At 45.6% G+C, this 20,882-nt stretch carries 15 protein-coding genes; 13 read left to right on the top strand and 2 right to left on the bottom strand.

The features are described from left to right. The first annotated feature begins 336 nt into the window (after positions 1-336). From hpf to H5336_RS23555, 6 genes are all read left to right on the top strand, one after another. Positions 337-687 (top strand): ribosome hibernation-promoting factor, HPF/YfiA family, encoded by a 351-nt coding sequence (gene hpf, locus H5336_RS00065; RefSeq protein WP_185230314.1) that lies wholly within the window; start codon positions 337-339, stop codon positions 685-687. Between the two features lie 244 nt (positions 688-931). Beyond that, complete coding sequence (locus H5336_RS00060; protein WP_185230313.1) at positions 932-1,513, top strand: hypothetical protein; 582 nt, start codon at positions 932-934, stop codon at positions 1,511-1,513. A 503-nt stretch (positions 1,514-2,016) separates the two neighbouring features. Further along, entirely contained in the window at positions 2,017-5,094 is a 3,078-nt protein-coding gene (locus H5336_RS00055) for a DUF2135 domain-containing protein (protein ID WP_185230312.1), read from the top strand. A 298-nt stretch (positions 5,095-5,392) separates the two neighbouring features. Further along, entirely contained in the window at positions 5,393-5,521 is a 129-nt protein-coding gene (locus tag H5336_RS23260) for a hypothetical protein (RefSeq protein ID WP_281385314.1), read from the top strand. 39 nt (positions 5,522-5,560) lie between these two features. Then, complete coding sequence (locus H5336_RS00050; protein WP_221627947.1) at positions 5,561-5,737, top strand: BrnA antitoxin family protein; 177 nt, start codon at positions 5,561-5,563, stop codon at positions 5,735-5,737. Continuing rightward, entirely contained in the window at positions 5,728-5,811 is an 84-nt protein-coding gene (locus H5336_RS23555; protein ID WP_313557678.1) for a BrnA antitoxin family protein, read from the top strand. Before H5336_RS00050 ends, H5336_RS23555 begins: the two co-directional genes overlap by 10 nt. A gap of 1,037 nt (positions 5,812-6,848) precedes the next feature. Here H5336_RS23555 and H5336_RS00045 read toward each other — a convergent pair. Beyond that, on the bottom strand, positions 6,849-6,995 hold the full coding sequence (locus tag H5336_RS00045; RefSeq protein WP_185230311.1) for a hypothetical protein: 147 nt from the start codon (positions 6,993-6,995) through the stop codon (positions 6,849-6,851). A gap of 100 nt (positions 6,996-7,095) precedes the next feature. Further along, positions 7,096-7,728, bottom strand: coding sequence for a Tc toxin subunit A-related protein (locus H5336_RS00040; protein ID WP_185230310.1), 633 nt, complete (start codon positions 7,726-7,728; stop codon positions 7,096-7,098). A 671-nt stretch (positions 7,729-8,399) separates the two neighbouring features. On the opposite strand from H5336_RS00040, the gene H5336_RS00035 reads away from it, so the two are divergent. From H5336_RS00035 to H5336_RS00005, 7 genes are all read left to right on the top strand, one after another. Then, positions 8,400-12,413, top strand: coding sequence for a TOMM system kinase/cyclase fusion protein (locus H5336_RS00035; protein WP_185230309.1), 4,014 nt, complete (start codon positions 8,400-8,402; stop codon positions 12,411-12,413). Positions 12,414-12,463: 50 nt separating this feature from the next. Beyond that, positions 12,464-13,276: a hypothetical protein gene (locus tag H5336_RS00030; RefSeq protein WP_185230308.1), complete on the top strand. Its 813-nt coding sequence runs from the start codon at positions 12,464-12,466 to the stop codon at positions 13,274-13,276. Positions 13,277-13,316: 40 nt separating this feature from the next. Further along, positions 13,317-13,757 carry a hypothetical protein gene (locus tag H5336_RS00025; protein WP_185230307.1) on the top strand — a complete coding sequence of 147 codons (441 nt, stop codon included), beginning with the start codon at positions 13,317-13,319 and terminating at the stop codon, positions 13,755-13,757. Between the two features lie 33 nt (positions 13,758-13,790). Further along, positions 13,791-16,058, top strand: coding sequence for a TOMM precursor leader peptide-binding protein (locus tag H5336_RS00020; protein WP_185230306.1), 2,268 nt, complete (start codon positions 13,791-13,793; stop codon positions 16,056-16,058). Positions 16,059-16,075: 17 nt separating this feature from the next. Continuing rightward, positions 16,076-17,290 carry an amidohydrolase family protein gene (locus tag H5336_RS00015; RefSeq protein WP_185230305.1) on the top strand — a complete coding sequence of 405 codons (1,215 nt, stop codon included), beginning with the start codon at positions 16,076-16,078 and terminating at the stop codon, positions 17,288-17,290. Between the two features lie 52 nt (positions 17,291-17,342). Further along, entirely contained in the window at positions 17,343-18,293 is a 951-nt protein-coding gene (locus H5336_RS00010) for an FHA domain-containing protein (RefSeq protein ID WP_185230304.1), read from the top strand. A 240-nt stretch (positions 18,294-18,533) separates the two neighbouring features. Next, positions 18,534-20,882 (top strand): GNAT family N-acetyltransferase (locus H5336_RS00005; protein ID WP_185230303.1); only part of this gene is annotated, 2,349 nt, incomplete at its 3' end.

Below are 20,882 nucleotides of genomic sequence, written 5' to 3'. Positions count from 1 at the left end.
TAGCGGAAATGCTGTTCTATGGCTGACTCCATCTAGAGCTGACCTAGGCTAAGCCCAACCTGTCGATTGAGTCGTTGCGCTCAATTATTAAACGGTCTTAAATGCAAACTCTTACGGGGCCATATCTCGAGTCTTGACGCGCGCACCAAATTAGCTAAGAAAGCCGTCCGTAGCGACTTGAAACCCAACCTAATTTAAGTCGAAAATGCTCACAGATGTTCATTCTTAGGGTTGCTAGAAATCGAAATATTGATATATTGGATTCTCGAGTATAAATGCTTTAATGAACGCATTTTTGTAAATGTTTAAACATCAGAATTGGTACGGGAGTACGACTTGAAAATTGAATTGGAAGGGCATCACGTAGATATTACCGATGGGATGAAATCCATTGCTGTCAAAAAACTCGGCAAACTCGAAAGGAAATTTGCAGGCATTGAATCACTACAAGTCAATATTAAGATTGAACGTAACGTCCAGAAAATTGACGTAATAACACGGTATATGGGTGATTCCATTAGTGCTTCAGCAAGCGATAAGGACTTTTATAAGGCCGTTGACATGGCGGCAACCAAGCTCGCTAGCGCGCTTGAATCTAGAAGGGGGAAAATCGACACTATAGCGCGTGATAAACCACCCATAATCGATTCTGATAGTGATGATGATTCGGAGCTAGAAGACTATTAGTTATGCGAAGCAGATGAATTGCTACCCGCTGGAGTAACAACATTAGTCACAATCGATGTGCTCTCCACAATAACACGCCAAAGGCCGGGTTTTTGTGTTCTTCAGAATAAGTTAGAGGGAATGCAGATCGATCGTTCTCAGGCGGCGGCGGGGCATTCCCATGACAATACGGATTCGACGATATTTCAAGATGATGGATATCACAAAAATCCGTTAGTCGAGTACATATAGCCAAGGAATAAATATGAAGAAAACACATATTTTTGAAGCGATTGGCATCGTTGTAATACTTCTTCTAACTTTTTTATCTATAGCCGTAGGTAATTTTTTCCCGATTGAATTTAAAGCTATATCTGACTCAGATATAGCAGCTATTGTGGCGTCAATGTTTGTGATCTCAGTGTTTATGGAAAGGTCGATTGAGGCCATTCTTGTACCTGTTAGGGCTCCAGATAGGCAAATCCTTAAGCAAGAAATTGCTAGACTTCAGGGGCTAGATTCATCTAGCAGTAATAATAGTGATATAGAAGCTCTAAAGGAAAAAGAAAATGAATTTGAGCTCTATAGGTTAGGGACAGCCAAAAGAGCATATTGGATAAGTTTTGTGTTTGGTTTATTAATAAGCTTAGTAGGTGTTAGGGTATTGTCAGGATTTGTTGATTTAGACACGGCGGATCACTTAACTCAGGTGCAGGCAAACCTTTTTACGTTCATCGATGTCGTTTTGACCGGTGGTGTAATTGCGGGTGGAAGCGCTGCGATTGACAAAATAGGACGTAAAATTAGCGGTTTTTACAACTTGAAATCAGCTACTAACCAAGGATAATTAGCTGTGACCTACGATGAATATAGGGCTATCGAACTGAAATAGCCGAATCGAACTAAAGTTGGACAGCTTTAGAATAAAGGCGGCTGGGCGAACACGAATGAGCAGCACGCTACCAACAAGAAAGATCGTGATGGCAAAAAGATTTTAAAAACGCCTGTTTATGCACGGGCACTTACTAATCAAAAACATGAAATACCTGAATCGGATTATTACCCTTCCTCTCTTTTGAAATATCTCGGTAGAGAAGTGTGGCGGTCAAACATGAAGGAGGTCTTAGCCTTTATTCCTGCCGAGGAATGGCAGCGGTCAAGTGACAGGAGTCAGGCCTTACATTTGATACGCTATTTTCAACGTCCGCTTTTGGCCGATAAGCGTCAGCCTTATTAAGTCGGCCCTCAAGCCTGAAATGTATGCGTTTTTGTTCCCCAATATTAGGGGAGGGTAGTGTGTTATAGGTAGTATCGCGACGCTAAGTTCGTCATATAGAATAGGGAAAAATAATGAATAAGTTTTGTTTGCACATCGCACTCTATTTATCAATTATAGGTTTGCTTTCTTGCTCTTCTACCTATGACTTCGCTCCAGCTGATGCTACGGATGCGGCGTATTCAGGAGAGCCCAGGGTTGAGGAAGTCGTTGTCTCTGGTGTTAGGGCTTCTGGCATAGGCTCGGAAGATGATGAGGACTCATTCGATAGCGAAGCGAAAGCGAAAGAAAAAACATGGCGTGCTGCAGGTGAACAAGCTAATACAGCGGTAGTATCAGTTGGTGATGATGAGGCAATCGAGCCAGAAGCGATCGATGTAAAGGTTCAAATCGATGGGTTTAGGGCTAGGGTCGTGATCGAAGGTTTATATATCAACCCACACGACCAGACTTTAGAGGGGGATTTTAAGTTTCGCTTACCCGATGGCGCAAAGCCTTACTATTTCGCATTTGGAGAAGCCCAAAAACTTAATGAAGTTTCATTAACTGGTGAGCTAACGGTTTCTGAAGAAACTGTTTCGGCTGGTTATTTGAGTACAAAGGCTCTAAGCGAGAAGCATAAGGCGTTATGGAAAGAGCCGAAAGAAGCCGTAATGGTGTCGCGGAAAAAAGCAGCTTTCGCATATGAAGACACCGTTTCGCGACAAATTGACCCTGCTTTGCTGGAGTGGGCTGGAGCAGGAATTTTTACGGCTAACGTATTTCCTTTAATGCCAAAGTCGGTTAATCGTATCGTGATCGGGTACGACATAGATTTGCAGCGTTTTGACGATGAACTTTATTTAGACTTGCCGTTGGGAAGTACATCGATAGAAAAACGCGTTCATCTTAGTTTTGGTCATATTCACCCAGATGCTGTAAGTATTCAGCGTATCGTCGACACAGAGCTGAAAAGCCTAGTAGTGCCAGCGGTACAAAATGGCGTTTTACAAGGAACGTTTACTGGGAAAATGTTGAATGGTCTTAGAGTGAAAGTTGGCGCTGATCAAATCCCGGCTTTGGTGGGCATGGATGAGGTGGAAGAGTATGTTGCTATTCAATGGCTCGCCGAACTCCCACAAATTCCGGCTAACAATAATCCTAAAGCGGTGTTTGTATTAGATACCTCATTGAGTGCATCTCCTGAAAAATTTCATCTTTGGGTGGAGCTATTACTGGAGACGCTCGTTAAAAATGAAAAAAACATCGAAACATTTTCGCTTCTAAGTTTTAATACGAGCGCGCATTGGTGGAAACCAGAGTTTGTGGCTAATACTCAGGCTAATCGAAAAACGCTCGAATCCTATCTGTATAGCTTAATCCTAGAAGGGGCGACCGATTTGTCTAGAGCCCTAGAATCTGCTGTTGATATTGATTGGCTCGAAACACAAGCATCTTACGACCTTTTTTTATACAGCGATGGTTCTGTAACTTGGGGCGATCAGAATCCATGGTCATTATCTGAGAAGTTAAAAAATAGTCTAAATGGAAAGTTGTTCGCCTATCGGCTTGGCATGGAGGGAGAAGATAAAGAATTATTGGATCACCTTGTTCGCGAAATCGGTGGTGCAAGTTTTCATTTGCCAGACAAAAGCAAAATCAGTTCGCTTGCGACAGCTCACAATGCGTTGCCCTGGTCGATTGATAGTGTTGAATTAGTTGGTGCTGAAGATGTTTTGTTAGCCGGACGACCTGGCGTGATTTACCCAGGGCAATCTATAACAATTGCTGCTCGTAAAATAGGCGAGCTGGGTTCAGAGGTGCGTTTTGCTTTGTCGGCCCCGAATAAGACTCTCGATGTCGAAGTGCCACTTAAAAGATTATTACCCTCAACCTTAACGGCAAGAGTATACGGGCAAGTCGCTGTTGCCCAACTAGAAGGCTTAGGTGATCTAGAGCGAAAGGTCGCGGCCGCATACGCCAATCACTTTAAAGTACCTGGGTCATCTAGTTCATTATTGATGTTGGAATCAGACGAGGATTACAAGCGATACAATATTGAACCAGAGCAAGATGCCTATGTGGTAAAGTCGACTCAGGTTACTGATTTATTTAGCGCGTTGGCCGAGAATATTGCAACGCTTTTAAGTGATCCAAAGAAAGCGTTTATTGAGCAGTTGAAAGAGCTTAGCGAGTTAAAGAGTGTCAGCATGAGCCTTCCTCATTCCGTTAACTTGTTGATCGAACGATTGCCTCAAGAGTCCTTCAATAAACCTTCAAGTGATGTAAATGCGAAGGTCGTACTACAACGCCAGGTTAGTGATTCTTATTTAGAGGGTATGAGGGAGGAAAAAATCTATGCGCTTGTTGTTTCGGAGTCGGAGCGGCGTTTTAAGTCATTCGGTTCCGGCGACGCGATTAAAGTTATGAGTAACTTGGTGGAGCGAGCACCTTCAGATGTGTCAATTTTGCGTGATGTTGCCTATGCCGCAGAGTACTGGGGGCATCCAGATGTGGCTTATGAGCTACATCAGCGTGCACTTGATTACAGGCCTTTCGAGCCTCAGTCTTATCATTTTCTCGCGAACCTTTCTGAAAAAATCGGGATGTATGATCTAGCGCTATTGTATTTTGAAATGGGGTTATCAGGATCCTGGGGTAATAGGTTTAAGGATTTTGAGACAATTCACAAAATGGATTATTTGAGTTTTATTGAGCGTACTCTTGAAAGCGAGGTGGATTTTCATAGCGCAGATTACGCAAAAATTAAGCAAAAACAGTTAAAGGCGGAGTTTCCCGAGTCACTAGATCTGCTCATTGTTACTAGCTGGAATACTGACCGCACTGATGTCGATTTACATGTTGTCGAACCAAGTGGTGAGGAATGTTTTTACGAACACAAAGTAACGCGATCAAAAGGCATAATGTCTAATGACGTGACTCAGGGGTATGGGCCGGAATTTTATCAAAATGAACGTGCTCCAAATGGAAAATACCAAATTTTTGCCAAGTATTTCTCTGATAACCCAAATAAGCTTGGCTTGAAGACAAAGGTTAATGTGCGAGTGATCGAAAACTGGGGCACACGAGAGCAAACTGAAGTTTCGAGAAATATCGTGCTAAACAAACCTGATCAAAAACAAAAGGTACTTAAGTTTAGAATAAGTAACTAGGATTTTGGTGATTAGGGATAATACCTTGGGCGCGAATCTTTTCAATCGGGGGCAAGCTTCATCAGGTTATGGTAACGAAGAGGAGATATGTCACGAAATTCACGATACCACTTTTATAAACATATATAGATCAATGAGTTAGGCTGATTTCGTGAAACAATTGGTTCGATTACGTCAAATAGCCTATTTTAAGAAGTTTAGGTAGATAATTTAGAGCTTATCCTTTAAAAACAGCAATATACAAAACCAGTGAGAGAATTCCCCTTCAGGTCGTCAACCACCCTTAAAACAGCAAACCGTGTTTGTGCGCGAAGGTAAAGACAGGCTGGTACCCATGGGCGACAGCGCCGCCCAATGGTTGAATAAATACTTAGAAGATGTGCGTCCAGCACTCCCGATACACAGCCAAGAGGCCTTATCCGAATAATCTCGGCCCGAAAAGCAACCAAACACGAGGCGCGCCGCTATGAGCAAAGTATCTAAAACAGACTGGGAGCGACTGTCTGATATGGGCGATAAAGACATCGACACGAGTGACATCCCCGAACTGGATGACGCCTTTTTCCTTAGTGCCGAATTGAAAGTTCCGCCCAAACAGCCTGTCACTTTGCGTATTGATAGCGATGTGTTGGTGTGGTTTTAAAACACAAGGGCAAGGGATACCAGACTCGGATTAACAAGCTGTTACGTGCTTACATGGAAAGTCAGCAGCGCTAGACATTAAACACTTATCCGCGTGTCATGCTTGTTGCGCACTGGAAATAAGGCCGCTAAGGTCCAATACTGCTCTCCCTGCATAAATTCCGATAATAGCAATTATCGGAAGTGTTATAGGGATTATGGCCTGCTTCGTAATAACTCGTTACAAGCCCTCTCACACGCTCAAGCACGCGATCACTGGTTTCAGTGGGTTTGGCCAAGCCATAACGTTTAAGGCGGTCGGATAAGTCCAATATCATGGAAAGCCTGATAACGATCGCGCCACGGCTTTTGGGTGAACCTACTTGATCGTAGTGTTTTATTTGACGTGCGAATTGATCGTAGTGTTTTAGGCGCAGCCCAACCTCCCGAGCTTTCGTCCGATTGATGTTTGATAAGTGCTCTGGGTGCGTTATTGAAAATTTCGCCAAATTGAAAGCAAGCCGACGGGTTGACTCTGTCCTCCCAGAAATTGCAATAGAGACAGAGATAGCCATTGTCCTTGGCCAAGGGCATCCGATCCTCAAGCAAAAAAACCGACTTACCCTTACGGCGCTCAGCGAATACAGCCAGGCTGGCCTACCCAGAAATCAATGCGTTCAGCCACAGTGCAGACAGTTCTGCTCGAGGAAAATGCCATCAAAGCTCCTCTGGCAGTCGCTTTTTCATACCAATTCACCTGCATTACATGAATTCATGTATTTCAGATGAATACAGATGAATAGCAACCACATATGCAGCCATCGGGGGCACGAGTTGCGACAAACGCGAGACAACATCTTCGCTTTTTTAGGTTGTGAAACTGCGTAAAAGCCATAGAACACTAGCGTCAATGAAGGTGTGATAGGTCGAGGGTTACGTGCGAAACCGGGACAACTCCGAACACCGCATCTTAGTGAAAATCCACCCCATCTAAAAAATGGGTGACATCAAATGTTAACACGTTCGTGTAGACCTCCGTCGATTCGATGCACTTGTGACCCAGCAGTTGGCTCGCACATTTGAGGGGTCTGGGATCGGGTTTCGTAAGATACCCATATCTGCGCACTTCCAAACTATACCTGAGCCCACTCATAAACAATGTATAAATCATCAAGTTTATTTGTGTTGATATGCAGCATATAGGGCTTCTCACCCTCATCATAAAAGCTCTTTTCCAGTAAAAATGAATCATTATTTTCTGCCAGCTCCAAATATGCCATCTTCCCTGCGTTACTTCCGTTTAAAGCTAGCCTAAGCGTTTTTCTTTTTTCCTCGGAATAATTTCCAGCAGAATCCGATAGGCTAACCGAAATTTTTGGATCAATTGTTACTGCGTATATTTTTGATGCAATTACTTTCTTTTCTATGCACTGTTACGGCAACAGACTTAATACGACGAAAATAATGACCAGGAAATTCGAGGTCAATCGCTGCTTCTGGAACCTCCACTTCGCAGCGGCCCGTCTGTTTTGATTGAATTAAAGCAGCTGGATCAAGTTGCAACAGGCTCAAATGAACCGTTTGTTCTTTTTCTCGCTTATTCATTCTTAAAAACGCTTCTGCCATACGTTTAACATCAAAGAACAATTTGTCACCGGCCAACAGTCCCTCTTTTCCGCTCTGGTAATCGTACTTAAGGAACGTTAAGTTGTGATCGCCTAACTCATGTTGTAAAGCACGCTCTGCTTGCTTCGCAGTATCAAACGCGAATTGAAAACATCGGGTATAAAGCCCCCTCACCTCCCGTTGCATCCACGTATACAAGGCCTTATTACTTGTCTTTCCGTATTTGTCGGTGTCGTCTTCATTAAAGAACCTGTGTAGCTCTTTCGCTTGTTCTATTTGTTTTATCTGGTTGTTGTATTCCAAGTCCGCTAGGCCGTGACGAAGTGCGGCAGCGCTGTGCTGTTTTAAAATCTGTGTGAGTTCCCCAGTGATAGCCTGAGCATTCATGATTCTTTAAACACTTATCAATGAACGAGGATACAAAGAAAATGGCGCCAGACACCCGTTCCCAAGCTGCTCATCCTCTGGGGGAGAATCTCTACGAACCCTGCTATCATGCTGGTTTCACGAAAGAAAAAATGTTTCACGAGATAAAATTCCCATTTTTACTCAGTACCCGTAATACATTTGCAATAGGCATACATCTGGTAAAAAACGCCCTTCCCTCAATCATTAAGGGCACAAATTTTTTTATCGTCTTTTTTTTTCTATTCGCGCGCGCGCAATAAGATAATAATTAAATTCTTTCTATGAACATCCATTTTGATTTACATTTTTAATGCTTTTTCTGATCAGTTTATAAATCCCCGAAATCATGAAGAGCCCGGTTTTATTTGTTTTGCCAACTTAGGCAGTATCCTTTGCTATAGACAAACAGCTCTTTAAGTTAGGCGAGATAACAACAACTTACTTTTGTTAACCAACTGTCTCCACTGATAAAGTCTTGGCGTGAATCGAACATTTTGACGTAGAACTCAGCTTTTGGGCGTCGAAAATCGATCTGCGACATTTCCTATTGTTAAATCTTTTGTGTACCATCCTATTTTCGACACTTAATCAGAATATCAATCATATTTTCAATCCAATGCGCAAGCGTGGCATATCAAAAAGGGAGCAGTATGACTGACATTCTATCGAAATTTAAATCATCGGTTTATACAATATTACACAAAGTAGGGGAAGGCGGATTTGGTGAAGTTTACAAAGCGATAAACAATAATACGCGCCAAACAGTTGCGATAAAATTCTTAACGCTTAACCCCGATTTTGATGATAATAAACGACGTCGCTATATAGAACGTTTTGAACGTGAGACCCTCCTGGGAAGCAAGTTGCAACACCCGCACATTGTTCGTTTGTTGGATAAGGGAAAATGTGGCGATGACATAATTTATGCCGTCTTTGAATTTATTGAGGGGGTTTCACTAAAAGAGCGCCTAGCCGAATCTGGTCCGCTTGCTCCAGCAGATGCAGCAGAAGTAATGGCGCAAGTGTTAGATGCGCTGGCACATGCCCACGATCGGGGCGTGGTACACAGAGATATAAAACCCGCCAATATAATACTTACAGAAACGGGCGCAAAAATTCACGCAAAAATTCTGGACTTTGGGATTGGAGCATTAGTCAACGAGGCACGCCAGTTAGACTATAAGAGTATTACATTAACGCAAGAAACCTTAGGTACGCCCTCCTATACTGCACCTGAACAACTCCGAGGTGAACCGCCCACACCCAAAACCGACTTATACGTGTGGGGATTAGTGTTTATTGAATGTTTGACGGGCCAGCCAGCGGTTTCGGGGCCAAGTTTAGCCGCGGTTTTTCAAAAGCAACTGAACCCAGAAAATATCCCCCTGCCACCAGCCATTGCAGGCCATCCTATTGCCGCCATTCTACGCCGCAGCCTAAACAAAAAAGTGCATGAACGTGCATCCAGCGCACAAGAACTATTTGTGGCAATCTCAAAACTAAACTTTTCATCTCTTGTTGGTTGCCTTACACCACAAAAACAGAATGACAGCTCAACGCCATATGATGAAACATCCATTTTTGGCTCTAGCCCGCCTAATTCAAGCAAAGTAGAGCGCAAACAAATCACCGTTCTGAGTATCATACTAAATTTAACAACAGACATAGATTTACCCGAGCCGGACGTTGCCACCGCCTTACTGAACGATCAGCTATCACAATGTGTCGATATTGCCATACGATATGGCGCAGCCCATGTCGGTACACTCGGAGATACCCTACGATTTTATTTTGGCTACCCCACCTCAAGCGATAACGATAGTCGATTATGCGCACGTGCTGCACTCGATATAATTAGTCAGCTAAATAACCGCAATTCGGTACTGCAGAATTCGCAAGGGCTTCGAACAAACGCCCACATCGGCATTCACTCCGGTATGTTAACCCTCTTTGCCGACTCAATTCCCGAAGGCGAGACCGCTAATATTGCCATGGCCTTGGCGCGCAGGGCTGAACCCAATCAAATATTGTGTTCCGATGTTACCTACCAGCTGCTCACTAACCACATCGATTTTGACGAGAAAGGTTCGATACAGCTTGGCGTCGAAGCAAACGCCACCCCGGTTTTCGCATTAACGGGCGAACGTCAATCCGAAGCTTACGGATTTCTCAGGCTCAACCGAAAGAACCACTTTTACGTTGGGCGGGAAACCGAACTTAATCAACTTCACACCCTCAATATTATAGGCTCTCGCAAAAACGCTTATGTATTTGGTGAGGCAGGAGTAGGTAAATCTAGATTACTACATGAGTATAGGGCTTCCTTAAAAGGGCTCACCCAATACATTGGGCAGTGCCTACCCGAATACGCTAATAATGCACTCTACCCTATTTTAAAAATAGTGAACGAAAAGTATGCTATTAAGGCTGTGAGCGAGCCCCAGGTCATTCTCAGCTTTCAGCAGTCATTAGAGGGCGCTTCAGATGTAACATTGCAAAGCGCAATGCCTGTTCTGTGTGCCTGGTTTGGTTTTTCAATACCACAGCAATTTGCAGGTCTACCCCCCGCACAAGACATTAAAAATATTTTATTCTGCGCGTTATCACGCTTACTTACTCACAAGCAAACAACAGAAAAAAGTCATCAAACGCTTTTTATACTGGAAGATCTGCACTGGGCAGACCCTACAACGCTCGAATTCCTTTGTTTTTTTGCAACACATTCAGCCTGTTCAAGCGAAAAAACTAGGCTTATCGGCACGTCTCGAACGCCGCCAAACGAATCCCTTCAAGCAGTTTTTAAAACAACAATAGAGCTCACTAAATTCGGAAGCACGGAAGTCAAAGCATTCACAAATATTTTGCTTGACGGCCGGAATGCAAGCGACGGGGTAATCGCCTTTATTGAAAATAATACCGATGGTGTGCCACTGTTTATCGAAGAACTTGTCGCAATGTTAAAACGCCGGTCTTTAGTCAGTGAAATCAATGGGCGAATTGACTTTACATCAGGCAGCAGCCCAATAGAGGTGCCCAATACTCTACGCGATTTGTTACAAGACAAGCTAGATAGCCTTAAACGCGCAAAACCCACGGCGCAACTGGCTGCAACATTTGGCCGCGACTTCTACTACGACAGCCTATTGGCGGCATCGGAAGAAAGTGAAGAATCTCTTTTGAACAATCTAGAAGAAATGGTTAACGCCGAGCTAGTATTTAAACACCGTAAAACAACATTGGATGCCTATACATTTAAACATGCCTTGGTGCAGCAATCGGTTTATCAATCAATGATTGACTCTCGCAGAGTGCTAAACCATCAAAAAGTTGCAAATGCACTCGAGCGCCTTACATCAACTGGAAATAAACAAAATACAGGTAAAATCGCAAACCACTACGCAAAAGGCGAGTTATTCTCTAAAGCTGTACAACTTGGTGCGTTAAGCGCCCAAGAACAATCGACGCGCGCAGCACATAGAGAATCCATTGCCGCAGGGCTAGAGGTTATTGATTGGGCCAGCAGCCTACCAAGTAGACTAGACCAAATCCAAGCCGAATTAACCACCTACGAAATCATATTACCCCCGGCCATGGCATTCTACGGCTATGGTTCAAGCCAAGTGGCCGACTGGTCCCAGAAGATTAACCTGTTGGTAGAAGAGTTAAAAACTCTCGCGGTTTCCGACGATCAAAATCAATACGAGGAACTTTTAAAGAAAACACGCTGGATCAAATTAATCAATATGCACTTTTCGGCCAATCGAGTTGAAGTTATACGCTATGGAATACAGTGCCTCGACAGCTTCAAAAACGACGAAAAAATGAAAATGCTAGCACTCGGGCCACTTGGTCAAGCTTATCAAGTAGAAGGCATGTTTAACGAATCAATAGATTGCTTTGAAGAAGCCCATGAAATATTTAACCGCAACCCCTCCTTGTATCAAAGCACCCACTCAACCTATGGGTTTGATGCTGAATCAAGTCACTGCATAGTATCCTTGTCCTACCTTCATGTCGGCAGAATTTCCGACGCCATAAAGACAAGTGAAATGGCTATTGAACAATCACTCAACAAAAATGCAAATGCTATAGTCATTGCCTACAATATGAGCGCGCTCAACTATTTTTTAATGCGCGACTTTCAGAAAGTGATCGACATTAGGAATGCGTACTACCATAAGCACCACGATAAAAATAACAAAGTACTGTTTTCGATATTTTTAGACATCATGTACTTAGTTGCCAGCGGTCAGCTCAAAGAAGCTAAAAGTACATTAGTAGACTTTAGAAATTCAGACACCGCATTTGCTACGGGCTGGTACTTCCCTATGTTAGCGCGCGAGATCCTTAAATCAGGCGACATTGCCACAACGAGAGAAGCATTATCCATCATAGAACTTTCCTTCGAAACATCCACCAAGAGTAATGAGCACGGCGCTATGCCGCTAATCTATCACGCACTTGGCGAAACAGAATATCAATTAGCTCAGCTCACCGGGCAGTTACATGCCTCACAGCAGTTAACTAGCATCTATTTAAAGCTTAACAAAGCTATTAGCATCGCTAAAGAGCAAGGAGCAAGTTATTTCGAGAACGAATCTCAAGGCTTGTTACAACGTATTGAATCTGAAACAAAAAAGTCCCCCGTGACTGTTCTTGCATAATAATCCACACACCACCACTCCACCCACAGTTTAGACCAGCGGAACCAACTATGAATATAGCAGCTAGCAGCCATGCACCGTCTCAATACTTATCCAATATGCAGTGGGCAAGAAATTACATTCTAGTTTATTTAGATGAAGATTACCGAGACCCCAATAAAAATGCGAAGTACAAAGAATATACAGACCATATGGAAAGCGCTCTTACCATCGCCAAGCAAGGGGATGATGATTTTTTTGAGCTTCTCACTCTGTTCCTAAAATTAGTTATCAATGACAGCCCCGAAAGATATGAAATCCGAAACCTCAGTTATTATTGTGATGAGCTCAAGAAAACCGTTCGTCACATTAAGCCAAAGCAAGCCTTTAAAGATGCAATGGAGCTCAACATATTATGGGGAACCCGCAACAGTATTATCTATTCGTTAGCGATCATCCTTTATGCCAATGGCGTAACAACAAAAGACACAAGTTCACAGAAAGATCTATTAAATAATTTCATTACACTTTTTGAAAAAACCATACAAAGCGCACAGCCAGATTTCTCATTCAACAGCCAAATGACAAATTCTGTAAAGCTAGATGAACAAAAGGGCTTTGTTGAGCAGTTTAAAGAAATATTTTCGGAGCAACTGAATGAGCTTACTAATGCTCAGCAAGAAGAGATAGTGAATAAAATTAATTCCCTGCTAACCGTATTTCTAGACTCCATTTACAACCTATTCTTCATTAAACCGCTACATGCAGACCCTATACCCAGCTGCATTGATGGCTACACCATTGAAAAGCTCGAACAAATTGTCGAATGTACCGATAAAACAAGTGTAGGCATGACCCTCCCTGCAAGTGCGTCCTCTACTTAAGCCCCTAACAATTCTTAGCTCATGAAAAACGGAGATAATAATGACCGACAACAGCCCCCCCAAAAAAGAGTATATGAATACAGCCAATAGCGCCAAATTAGTCGCATACACTTGGTTGAACGCAAAGTTTTTTGATGAATTAGAGTACGATCCAGTCCAAATATTGGCGAAAGCTGCGGAGGGAGCATACGGCAACGCTTTAGACGTAGAATTTAAGACTGAGCCAATGGTGCTTGCACGCTGTATAGATGAGAGCAGCGAAGACAAAAACAAAATTATCGAAATGACACCAAGCCAATGGGAGAGTGTCGAGCACAGTGGCAAATTTGAGCTCGTCGAAGAGTATTACGAACCTATCACCCGCCTATCAAAAATCCCTGGCAACCCAGGTTACTCATTCACAGACCTCAAAGCAGTGTTTAACGGCGAACGGCTAATTCTCCCGCTAGCCAGCTGGAGTGTATTTGGTGTTAACAAATAACCTATAGCCAATGAATAAGAGGCATACTCAACAGTGAGTGCTCAAGCTACCAACTATCTACGGCTAAAAAGTCACTGGGTGTATCACATCGCCAAGCCAACTGAGGTGTTTTTTCAAAACGAAGCCGAATCTTTTCGGCTTCAGGGCAGAGCATTTAGCTACTTACTGCCGCTACTAAAAAAAGGCGGCACCGATGACGATTTTTTTCACAATGTGCCAAGCGGCCTCACTCACCCCGAGATAGCCTTTGCCTTGCAGCACTTAAAACAAAGCGGCTTTTTAACCCATGCTCCGCACTATGCCCCACCGGCCAATTTACCTCGCTGTATAGAAGAAAACGATCAGCATTATTTCGATGCGCAAGGCCTAGACACAGGTCAATCACTGTCGCGCATTGCAAATACCTCAATTGCGCTAAACAACCTATCCGGGCTTGCACTCGCGCCGCTGAGGCAGCAGCTTCAACAATGCGGCTTTCACATAGTTGAAGCTGAACAACATGCACCATCGCTTCAAGTTGTTATCACTGATAATTACAGCCAGCAGGCCTTGCAACAACTTCACTATAAAAATCAACAACAGCAAACACCCTGGCTACTGATAAAACCGATCGGCCGGCAATTATGGGTTGGCCCTCTTTTTTTACCCGGCGAAAATGCGTGTTGGCAATGTTTACAGCACAGGCTCAAATTTCGGCAACAGTTAAGCCAATACTTGATCGCCGCCGATGCAAAGCAAACCATAACAACGCCCCCGGCCACAAGCTTAACCTGTCTTGCCCCCATTGCTTACGGTATTGCCGCGGCCGAGCTCGTTAAATCTGTGACCAAACCCGCTTCTTGTCTGTTGTCGCAAGGCCTAATTAGTATTGATACCGAAAACTATCGCCAACAGTTTCATACGTTAATCCGCCGGCCACAATGCCCCAGCTGTGGTGATGCAAAGTCTGTAATCAGGCAACAACAAACGCCCATTCAATTACAACATGGCGCCAATAGCCCGTTGTTGGAATATCGCAGCTGCACAGCGGCAGATGTAAAGCGGCAACTCGATAAGCACGTTAGCCCCATTACCGGTGTGATCAGCTCACTCGAAAAAATTACCGTCCCCGGCGACACCCAAGAACACATGACAACCTATGCCGCCGAGCACAATTTTGCTCTTATTGGGGCAAATACCAGCTATTTTCAGGAACGGATTCGCCGTCGTGCCAGCGGTAAAGGGCGTACGCCCTTACATGCAAAAGTCAGCGCCATGGCCGAATCGATTGAGCGTTACTCGGGTGTTCTTCAGGGTGATGAAGCCATTGTTCACGGCAGTTTTGAAAAAATTGAAAATGCCATTCACCCTAATGACTGTATGTTATTCAGCGAAGAGCAATACCGTAATCGCACAACGCATAACCAAACGAATGCTCGCTTTACCTGGGTGCCTGAACGTTTCGATACCACCAGCACTGTCGCCTGGAGCCCCGTATGGTCCATAACTCAGGGGCGTTGGCACCACCTTCCTACGGCGTATTGCTATTACGGTTACTCCGACCCACACTCAAGCCATTTTGCCCGAGCAGACTCTAACGGCTGTGCGGCAGGCGCCACCATAGAAGAAGCCTTTGTGCAGGCGTTTTTTGAATTGGTAGAACGCGACGCTGCCGCCTTGTGGTGGTACAACCGCAAACGGGTTGCGCAAGTGGATATTCACAGCTTTGCAGACCCATATTTAACAGAATTGCAAAACACCTACGCCCGCCTTGGCAAAACGTTTTGGGTATTGGATATAACCAGCGATTTAGGCATCCCTGTTTTTGCGGCACTGTGTGCAGATGCGGCAACCGGCGGCCGTATTTGCTACGCCTTCGGCTGCCATCTAGACCCTAACATTGCCATTAGCCGTGCCGTAACAGAGCTGCATCAAATACTGCCAACACTTGAATGCGCACCCCATGCCATAGGCGCAAGCTTAGGAGAGCAAGCGCTCGCGTGGTGGCAACATATCACGCTGGATGAGCAGCCCTATTTAACCGGTAATGAAGAGAGTCACCGGCAACGTGAATGCTATGGCGCCCTGCCCAACAGCAGCCTTAATCACGCTATAGATCACTGCTTGTCGCTGGCTGCCCAGCAACAACTCAATGTACTGGCCTTAAATCAATCCCGGCCCGATGTTGGCCTAAAGGTCATCAAATTATTTATACCGTCACTGCGCCACTTTTGGCCGCGCTTTGCGCCGGGGCGATTATATAGCAGCCCAGGCAGCGCCAATGCGCAAACCGAACTAAACCCCTACCCAATTTTTATTTAACCTGACGGCATCCACTCATGACAGTATCTACCCCCAATAGACCCACCCAATGCAACAAGCCAGTCGACAATGCAAACACACAGGCTTGCGGCTTTAGTGCAATAGACGCCGATCGCCATATTATTGAAACCGAACAGCTATGGCGCGAAATTTTGCCGCCCGCGCTCTACCAAAGCTGCCAATTCGAAACTGTAGACGATACACCCCATGCCATGCTCGGTCGCATACAACGGCTCGGTAACGCCGGCGCCACCCTGCTCCCCACCGAGCAAAAACTAAAAGGCCAACCGTTACTGAATAACTGGGGGGAACCGCAACGCCTCACCAGCACGCAGGCTTGGTCCAGCAAACTGGCCGCTGTGCAACAGGCCACCACACCTTCAGGCCAATTAGCCTCAATGGACGAGGGCGAAATCGGTACCGCGCATTTGTTCCCCACCTATGGTGGCCTAGTAATTAACAACCAGTTTTTATCCTCGGCAGAATCGGTAACCATCGCCAAAGCCTACAATACTTGGCTTTACGATTATTGCCGTGCCAACCCACAGCGCCTGCGCGCGGTCGGCGTGATTAGCCGCCACGCTCCCGAACAAATGCTCAGCCAACTCCAGCAGGTTATCGATTTCGGCTGGCGCAGCATCACGTTGCGACCCGAACCCATCGCCGGGCGCACATTAGGTCACAAGGATTACGAGCCCTTTTGGGCGGCCTGTGCCCAGCAAGGCATAGCCATTGCCTTTCATGGTGGCACGCATTTACAAGGCAGCACTGTCGGCATTGGCCGCTTTAACACGCGCTTTGCTTTACATGCATGCTCGCACCTTATGGAAGCACAAATGGCCTTTTTAGCACTGCTCGAAGGCGGTGTATTAGAGCGCCACCCCACCTTAAAAGTCGCATTTTTGGAAGCCGGCGCAGGCTGGCTACCCTCTTGGCTGTGGCGGCTAGATAACCTGTGTTACAAAAACTTACCTGGCGAATTAAAAGGCGTACTCAGCATGCTGCCTTCCGACTATTTTAAACGCCAGTGCTGGATAGGCTTTGAACCCGACGAACCCGGGCTACGTGAAGTGGTGAATACCATTGGCGCAGAGCGCCTGCTGTTTGGTACAGATTTTCCTCACCCGGATCACGATAGCCCAGCCTCCCCAGCGGCAACCTGCAAGCACCTTTTTAACCAAACCGAATTAAAAGCCGTACTGGAAACCAACCCTCAGGTGTTTTTTGGTTAATGTCAAAACACACCCAAGAAATCGCCATTTTAAAATCATAGCGGGCCCCACCATGGCACAACTCATTCACAGCACCCAACACCAAATACTCTACCTACACAACAACCACACTCTGGGCCGCGATACCTGCACCAATATTACAGCGCTAAACGCCCCGGCAGCCTCGCGCAATCATGCCATCATTGCGTGGGATGGCGCACACTGGAAAATAAAAGACATCAGCAAAAATGGAACCTTTGTAAACCGCCTGCCCATAAAAACCGGATGCTTTCATACCCTGCATTTACAGGATCACATTCAATTTGGCGACCTCTCGGCCGACACGTGGGAAGTGGCCGACCTGGCACCACCCATTACGTGCCTTGCCCCCTTGGTTAACGGCCTGCCGGTTATAGAATTGTTTGATATCGAAATAATTAACACCGGCAATACCGAACTTATGATTTACCTGGATGAACGCGGCCAATGGCAATGCGACGACGGCCAAAGCCCAATGCCACTGGCCGATGGCGACCGCGTGGGCGCCAACGGCCAGTTTTGGGCCTTTTTAGATACCCGCGCCGCCACCGCCACACAAACCTTCGAGGCTGCGCGCAGCGCGGATGATGTTATTTTTCACTTTAGTGCCAGCAGTAACGAAGAGCACGTATCGCTAAAAATTGATATGAACAACACCACCGTTGACCTGGGCGAGCGCAACCACCATTACTTACTGTTATTACTGGCCAAACAACGCCTGGAAGATACCCGCAAAGGCCTGCCCGATCACGACCAGGGCTGGGTGAATAAAGACGTACTTTGCCACATGATGGGCATGATAGAGCAACACATAAATATTCAAATTCACCGCTTTCGCAAACAGGTAGCAGCAGTAATGCCGCAATCACCGCTGCAACAAATTATAGAGCGCCGCCCCGGCGAGCTGCGCATTGCCCACCGGCAGCTCACAATAAAGGGTGGCTTTCAACAATTACAAGGGGCGCAAACCTCAGTAAATGCATAACGCTAAATACAGCCGTTAAGCCTAAAAAAACCTAAGCCACTGCTCAGAACTTCGTGAGTTAACCGCGGTTTACAGGGTTATCGATGGCCGCCAAACGCAGCCGGTAATAACGCGTAATATTTTCCTCTAGCGCGCAACGTTAAAGTTTCGTCATAGCACTTACCCACCCGGCAGTAATGCCAAAAGGTGCAACCAGGGTAAAAAACGTAACCGAAACAGCAAAGGCACAGGGGAAGCAACATGAGCGCAGCGCTTAGCGAACAAGGCACCACAACCACCGCCCCGCTACTACCCGTTCTACCCGCTTCCACACAACTAGCGGCGGGCCAAAAAAAGCCGCCGCTGGCAGCGCTAAGCCCTCAGCATGTAAAGCCAGAAACGCCTACAGGCCCTACCTTCCACCGTTTCTCAGAATCGCCCATTTGGCAAAAGCAGCGTGATTTTTTTGAATGCATGGGAGCCAACGCTTGGCGCCAGGGCATTGTGCCCCACTACGTCACCAGCAACCCCATAATGGCCAATGCCTATGTAGAAATGCTAATGGCCTTTTGGCAAGACAACTATGCAAACGGCACGTTAAAAGGTAACGAGCCCTTGTATATTTTAGAGCTCGGCGCCGGCAGCGGTGTATTCTCACACGCAATCGTAACGCAATTAATCAAGCGTATAGAAAAATCCCCGCTTAAACAGTGCAAGCCCGTGTTAATAATCAGCGATTTCGTTCAAAGCAATTTAGATTTTGCCAAGCAACACCCCAAACTAAAAACCTACATTAGCAAAGGCCACGTAGACTTTGCATTACTCGATGCCGGAACCGATACCAGCTTTCTATTACAACTCAGTCAAACCCGTGTCTCTAAGGCTAGTTTGAACAACCCTCTAGCGGTGATCGCTAATTATGTGTTTGATGGCTTAACCCAAGACCTAGTGTGTGTACACTACGGCAAAGTTTTTGATGGCTATATGGCCATCAAAGAACATCAGGAAAATACACCGACAAGTAACCCCTTAGTCAATGAGCCGGTATACGATTGGCGCCCCCTCGACCAGCCTGTTCAATATTATGATGAGGAATTAATAGAACACTACCTACGCTACCTGGACAGCAACCCGGTATTAATTCCCACCGGAGCAATGCGCTGCATAGAACACCTGCAAGGTTATTCGCAGTTACCGTTACTTGTTTTATCGGCAGACAGAGGTTTAAGTACGTTAAAGCAATTGCGGCAACAATCGGAACCCGGCTTTGCCAGCCACGGCAGTTTTTCTTTGCCGGTTAATTATCATGCCCTTAGCTGGTTAGCAAGCCAACACGGTGGCAAGGCCTTTGTGTGCCAGCGCCAAGATGAAGGTTTGGCCCTGTCGGCACTGCTCTACCACAATAAAAATGCAATACAATTTAATCATACGGAACAAGCCTTCCACTGCTATGTGGAGCAATTTAATCCCGACGATGCCTACAACCTAAAGCGCGCAATGGAAACCGTGGGCCAATACTTAGGCGCCGAACAAATGTTGGCACAACTGCGCTTAAGCCGTTGGGACTACCGAATATTGGATTTATTCTATGAAAGTCTGTTAGCGCAAATTCACAGCCTACAGCCGGATGAGCGCTGGCAATGGAAGCAAGCCATTCAACACACCTGGGCAAGCTACTATCCCCTGGGCGATAAAATAGAACCGTGCATTCAAATAGGCACCTTGGCCACCGAGTTGGGAATATGGGGCTTAGCAAAAGAATGTTTTATGGCGTGTTTTGACTACCATCAGCACCTGACATTAGATGACGCTGTAATGGGGCCCTGCTATTTTAATCTGGCCTTGTGTTGCTTTCAGTTAGGCGAAATGGCAACCGCCAAAAACTACGCACACAAAGCGCAAGTACTCGCAAAGCGCTTAAGCGTTCAAGAACAACACCAAGAACAACACCAAGAAGTACAGCAAGAAGTACAGCAAGAAGAACACCAAGAACAGCAAGCACAAAACAGTTTAGCCGCACACCCTAGCGCGGTGGGCACACAACCATTTAGCAACCCAGCATGTGATCACCAACAGACTGAAAACCAACATTTTCCAGAAGCGTTACAACAACTGTTAACCAGCCTGCAAGGTGAACAACCACTCGAACCTCAACACGCGCACGAGCCTTATCAAAATGCCGAAAATGGCAGCTTACCTGCAGACAACAACCTCGGCCCTCTCTCCCCAGAGCAGCAATGTGAACAATTATTACAAGATATAACGCAATCGCCCCCCTTGCCACAGTGGTATAAAAAAGAATGTTTTAGTGCGGGCGATATTACGCTACAGCCTTTAGCAAACCACCACGCGCCAGAGGTGTATGACCAAACCCGAGACCCCAGCATAGCCGTGATGACGCGCATACCCGCGTTTGATTCGTTGCCGTCGGTAGAACAGTGGGTTAAAGAATGCACGGCGAATATATGCGAACAAAAATACTGCTTCGCCATTATCCATAAAACATGGGGTTTTATAGGCTCCGTGGCATTGCATTGCGCAGGCGAGGATGCCTTCTTTTATTTTTGGATCGGTGTAGATTACCAAGGCGAAGGTTATGGCCCCAAAGCG

Source organism: Teredinibacter franksiae, from assembly GCF_014218805.1.
In the GTDB taxonomy this organism is placed as follows: Bacteria; Pseudomonadota; Gammaproteobacteria; order Pseudomonadales; family Cellvibrionaceae; genus Teredinibacter; species Teredinibacter franksiae.
The sequence above is the reverse complement of the archived record's forward strand: the minus strand, read 5'-3'. Positions and strand labels throughout refer to the sequence as shown.

Bases quoted from the DNA above. Each gene is read 5' to 3' on its own strand.
- H5336_RS00060 (WP_185230313.1), top strand. From the start codon at position 932: ATGAAGAAAACACATATTTTTGAAGCGATTGGCATCGTTGTAATACTT.
- H5336_RS00055 (WP_185230312.1), top strand. From the start codon at position 2,017: ATGAATAAGTTTTGTTTGCACATCGCACTCTATTTATCAATTATAGGT.
- H5336_RS00050 (WP_221627947.1), top strand. From the start codon at position 5,561: ATGAGCAAAGTATCTAAAACAGACTGGGAGCGACTGTCTGATATGGGC.
- H5336_RS00045 (WP_185230311.1), bottom strand. From the start codon at position 6,995: ATGGCATATTTGGAGCTGGCAGAAAATAATGATTCATTTTTACTGGAA.
- H5336_RS00040 (WP_185230310.1), bottom strand. From the start codon at position 7,728: ATGAATGCTCAGGCTATCACTGGGGAACTCACACAGATTTTAAAACAG.
- H5336_RS00035 (WP_185230309.1), top strand. From the start codon at position 8,400: ATGACTGACATTCTATCGAAATTTAAATCATCGGTTTATACAATATTA.
- H5336_RS00030 (WP_185230308.1), top strand. From the start codon at position 12,464: ATGAATATAGCAGCTAGCAGCCATGCACCGTCTCAATACTTATCCAAT.
- H5336_RS00025 (WP_185230307.1), top strand. From the start codon at position 13,317: ATGACCGACAACAGCCCCCCCAAAAAAGAGTATATGAATACAGCCAAT.
- H5336_RS00015 (WP_185230305.1), top strand. From the start codon at position 16,076: ATGACAGTATCTACCCCCAATAGACCCACCCAATGCAACAAGCCAGTC.
- H5336_RS00010 (WP_185230304.1), top strand. From the start codon at position 17,343: ATGGCACAACTCATTCACAGCACCCAACACCAAATACTCTACCTACAC.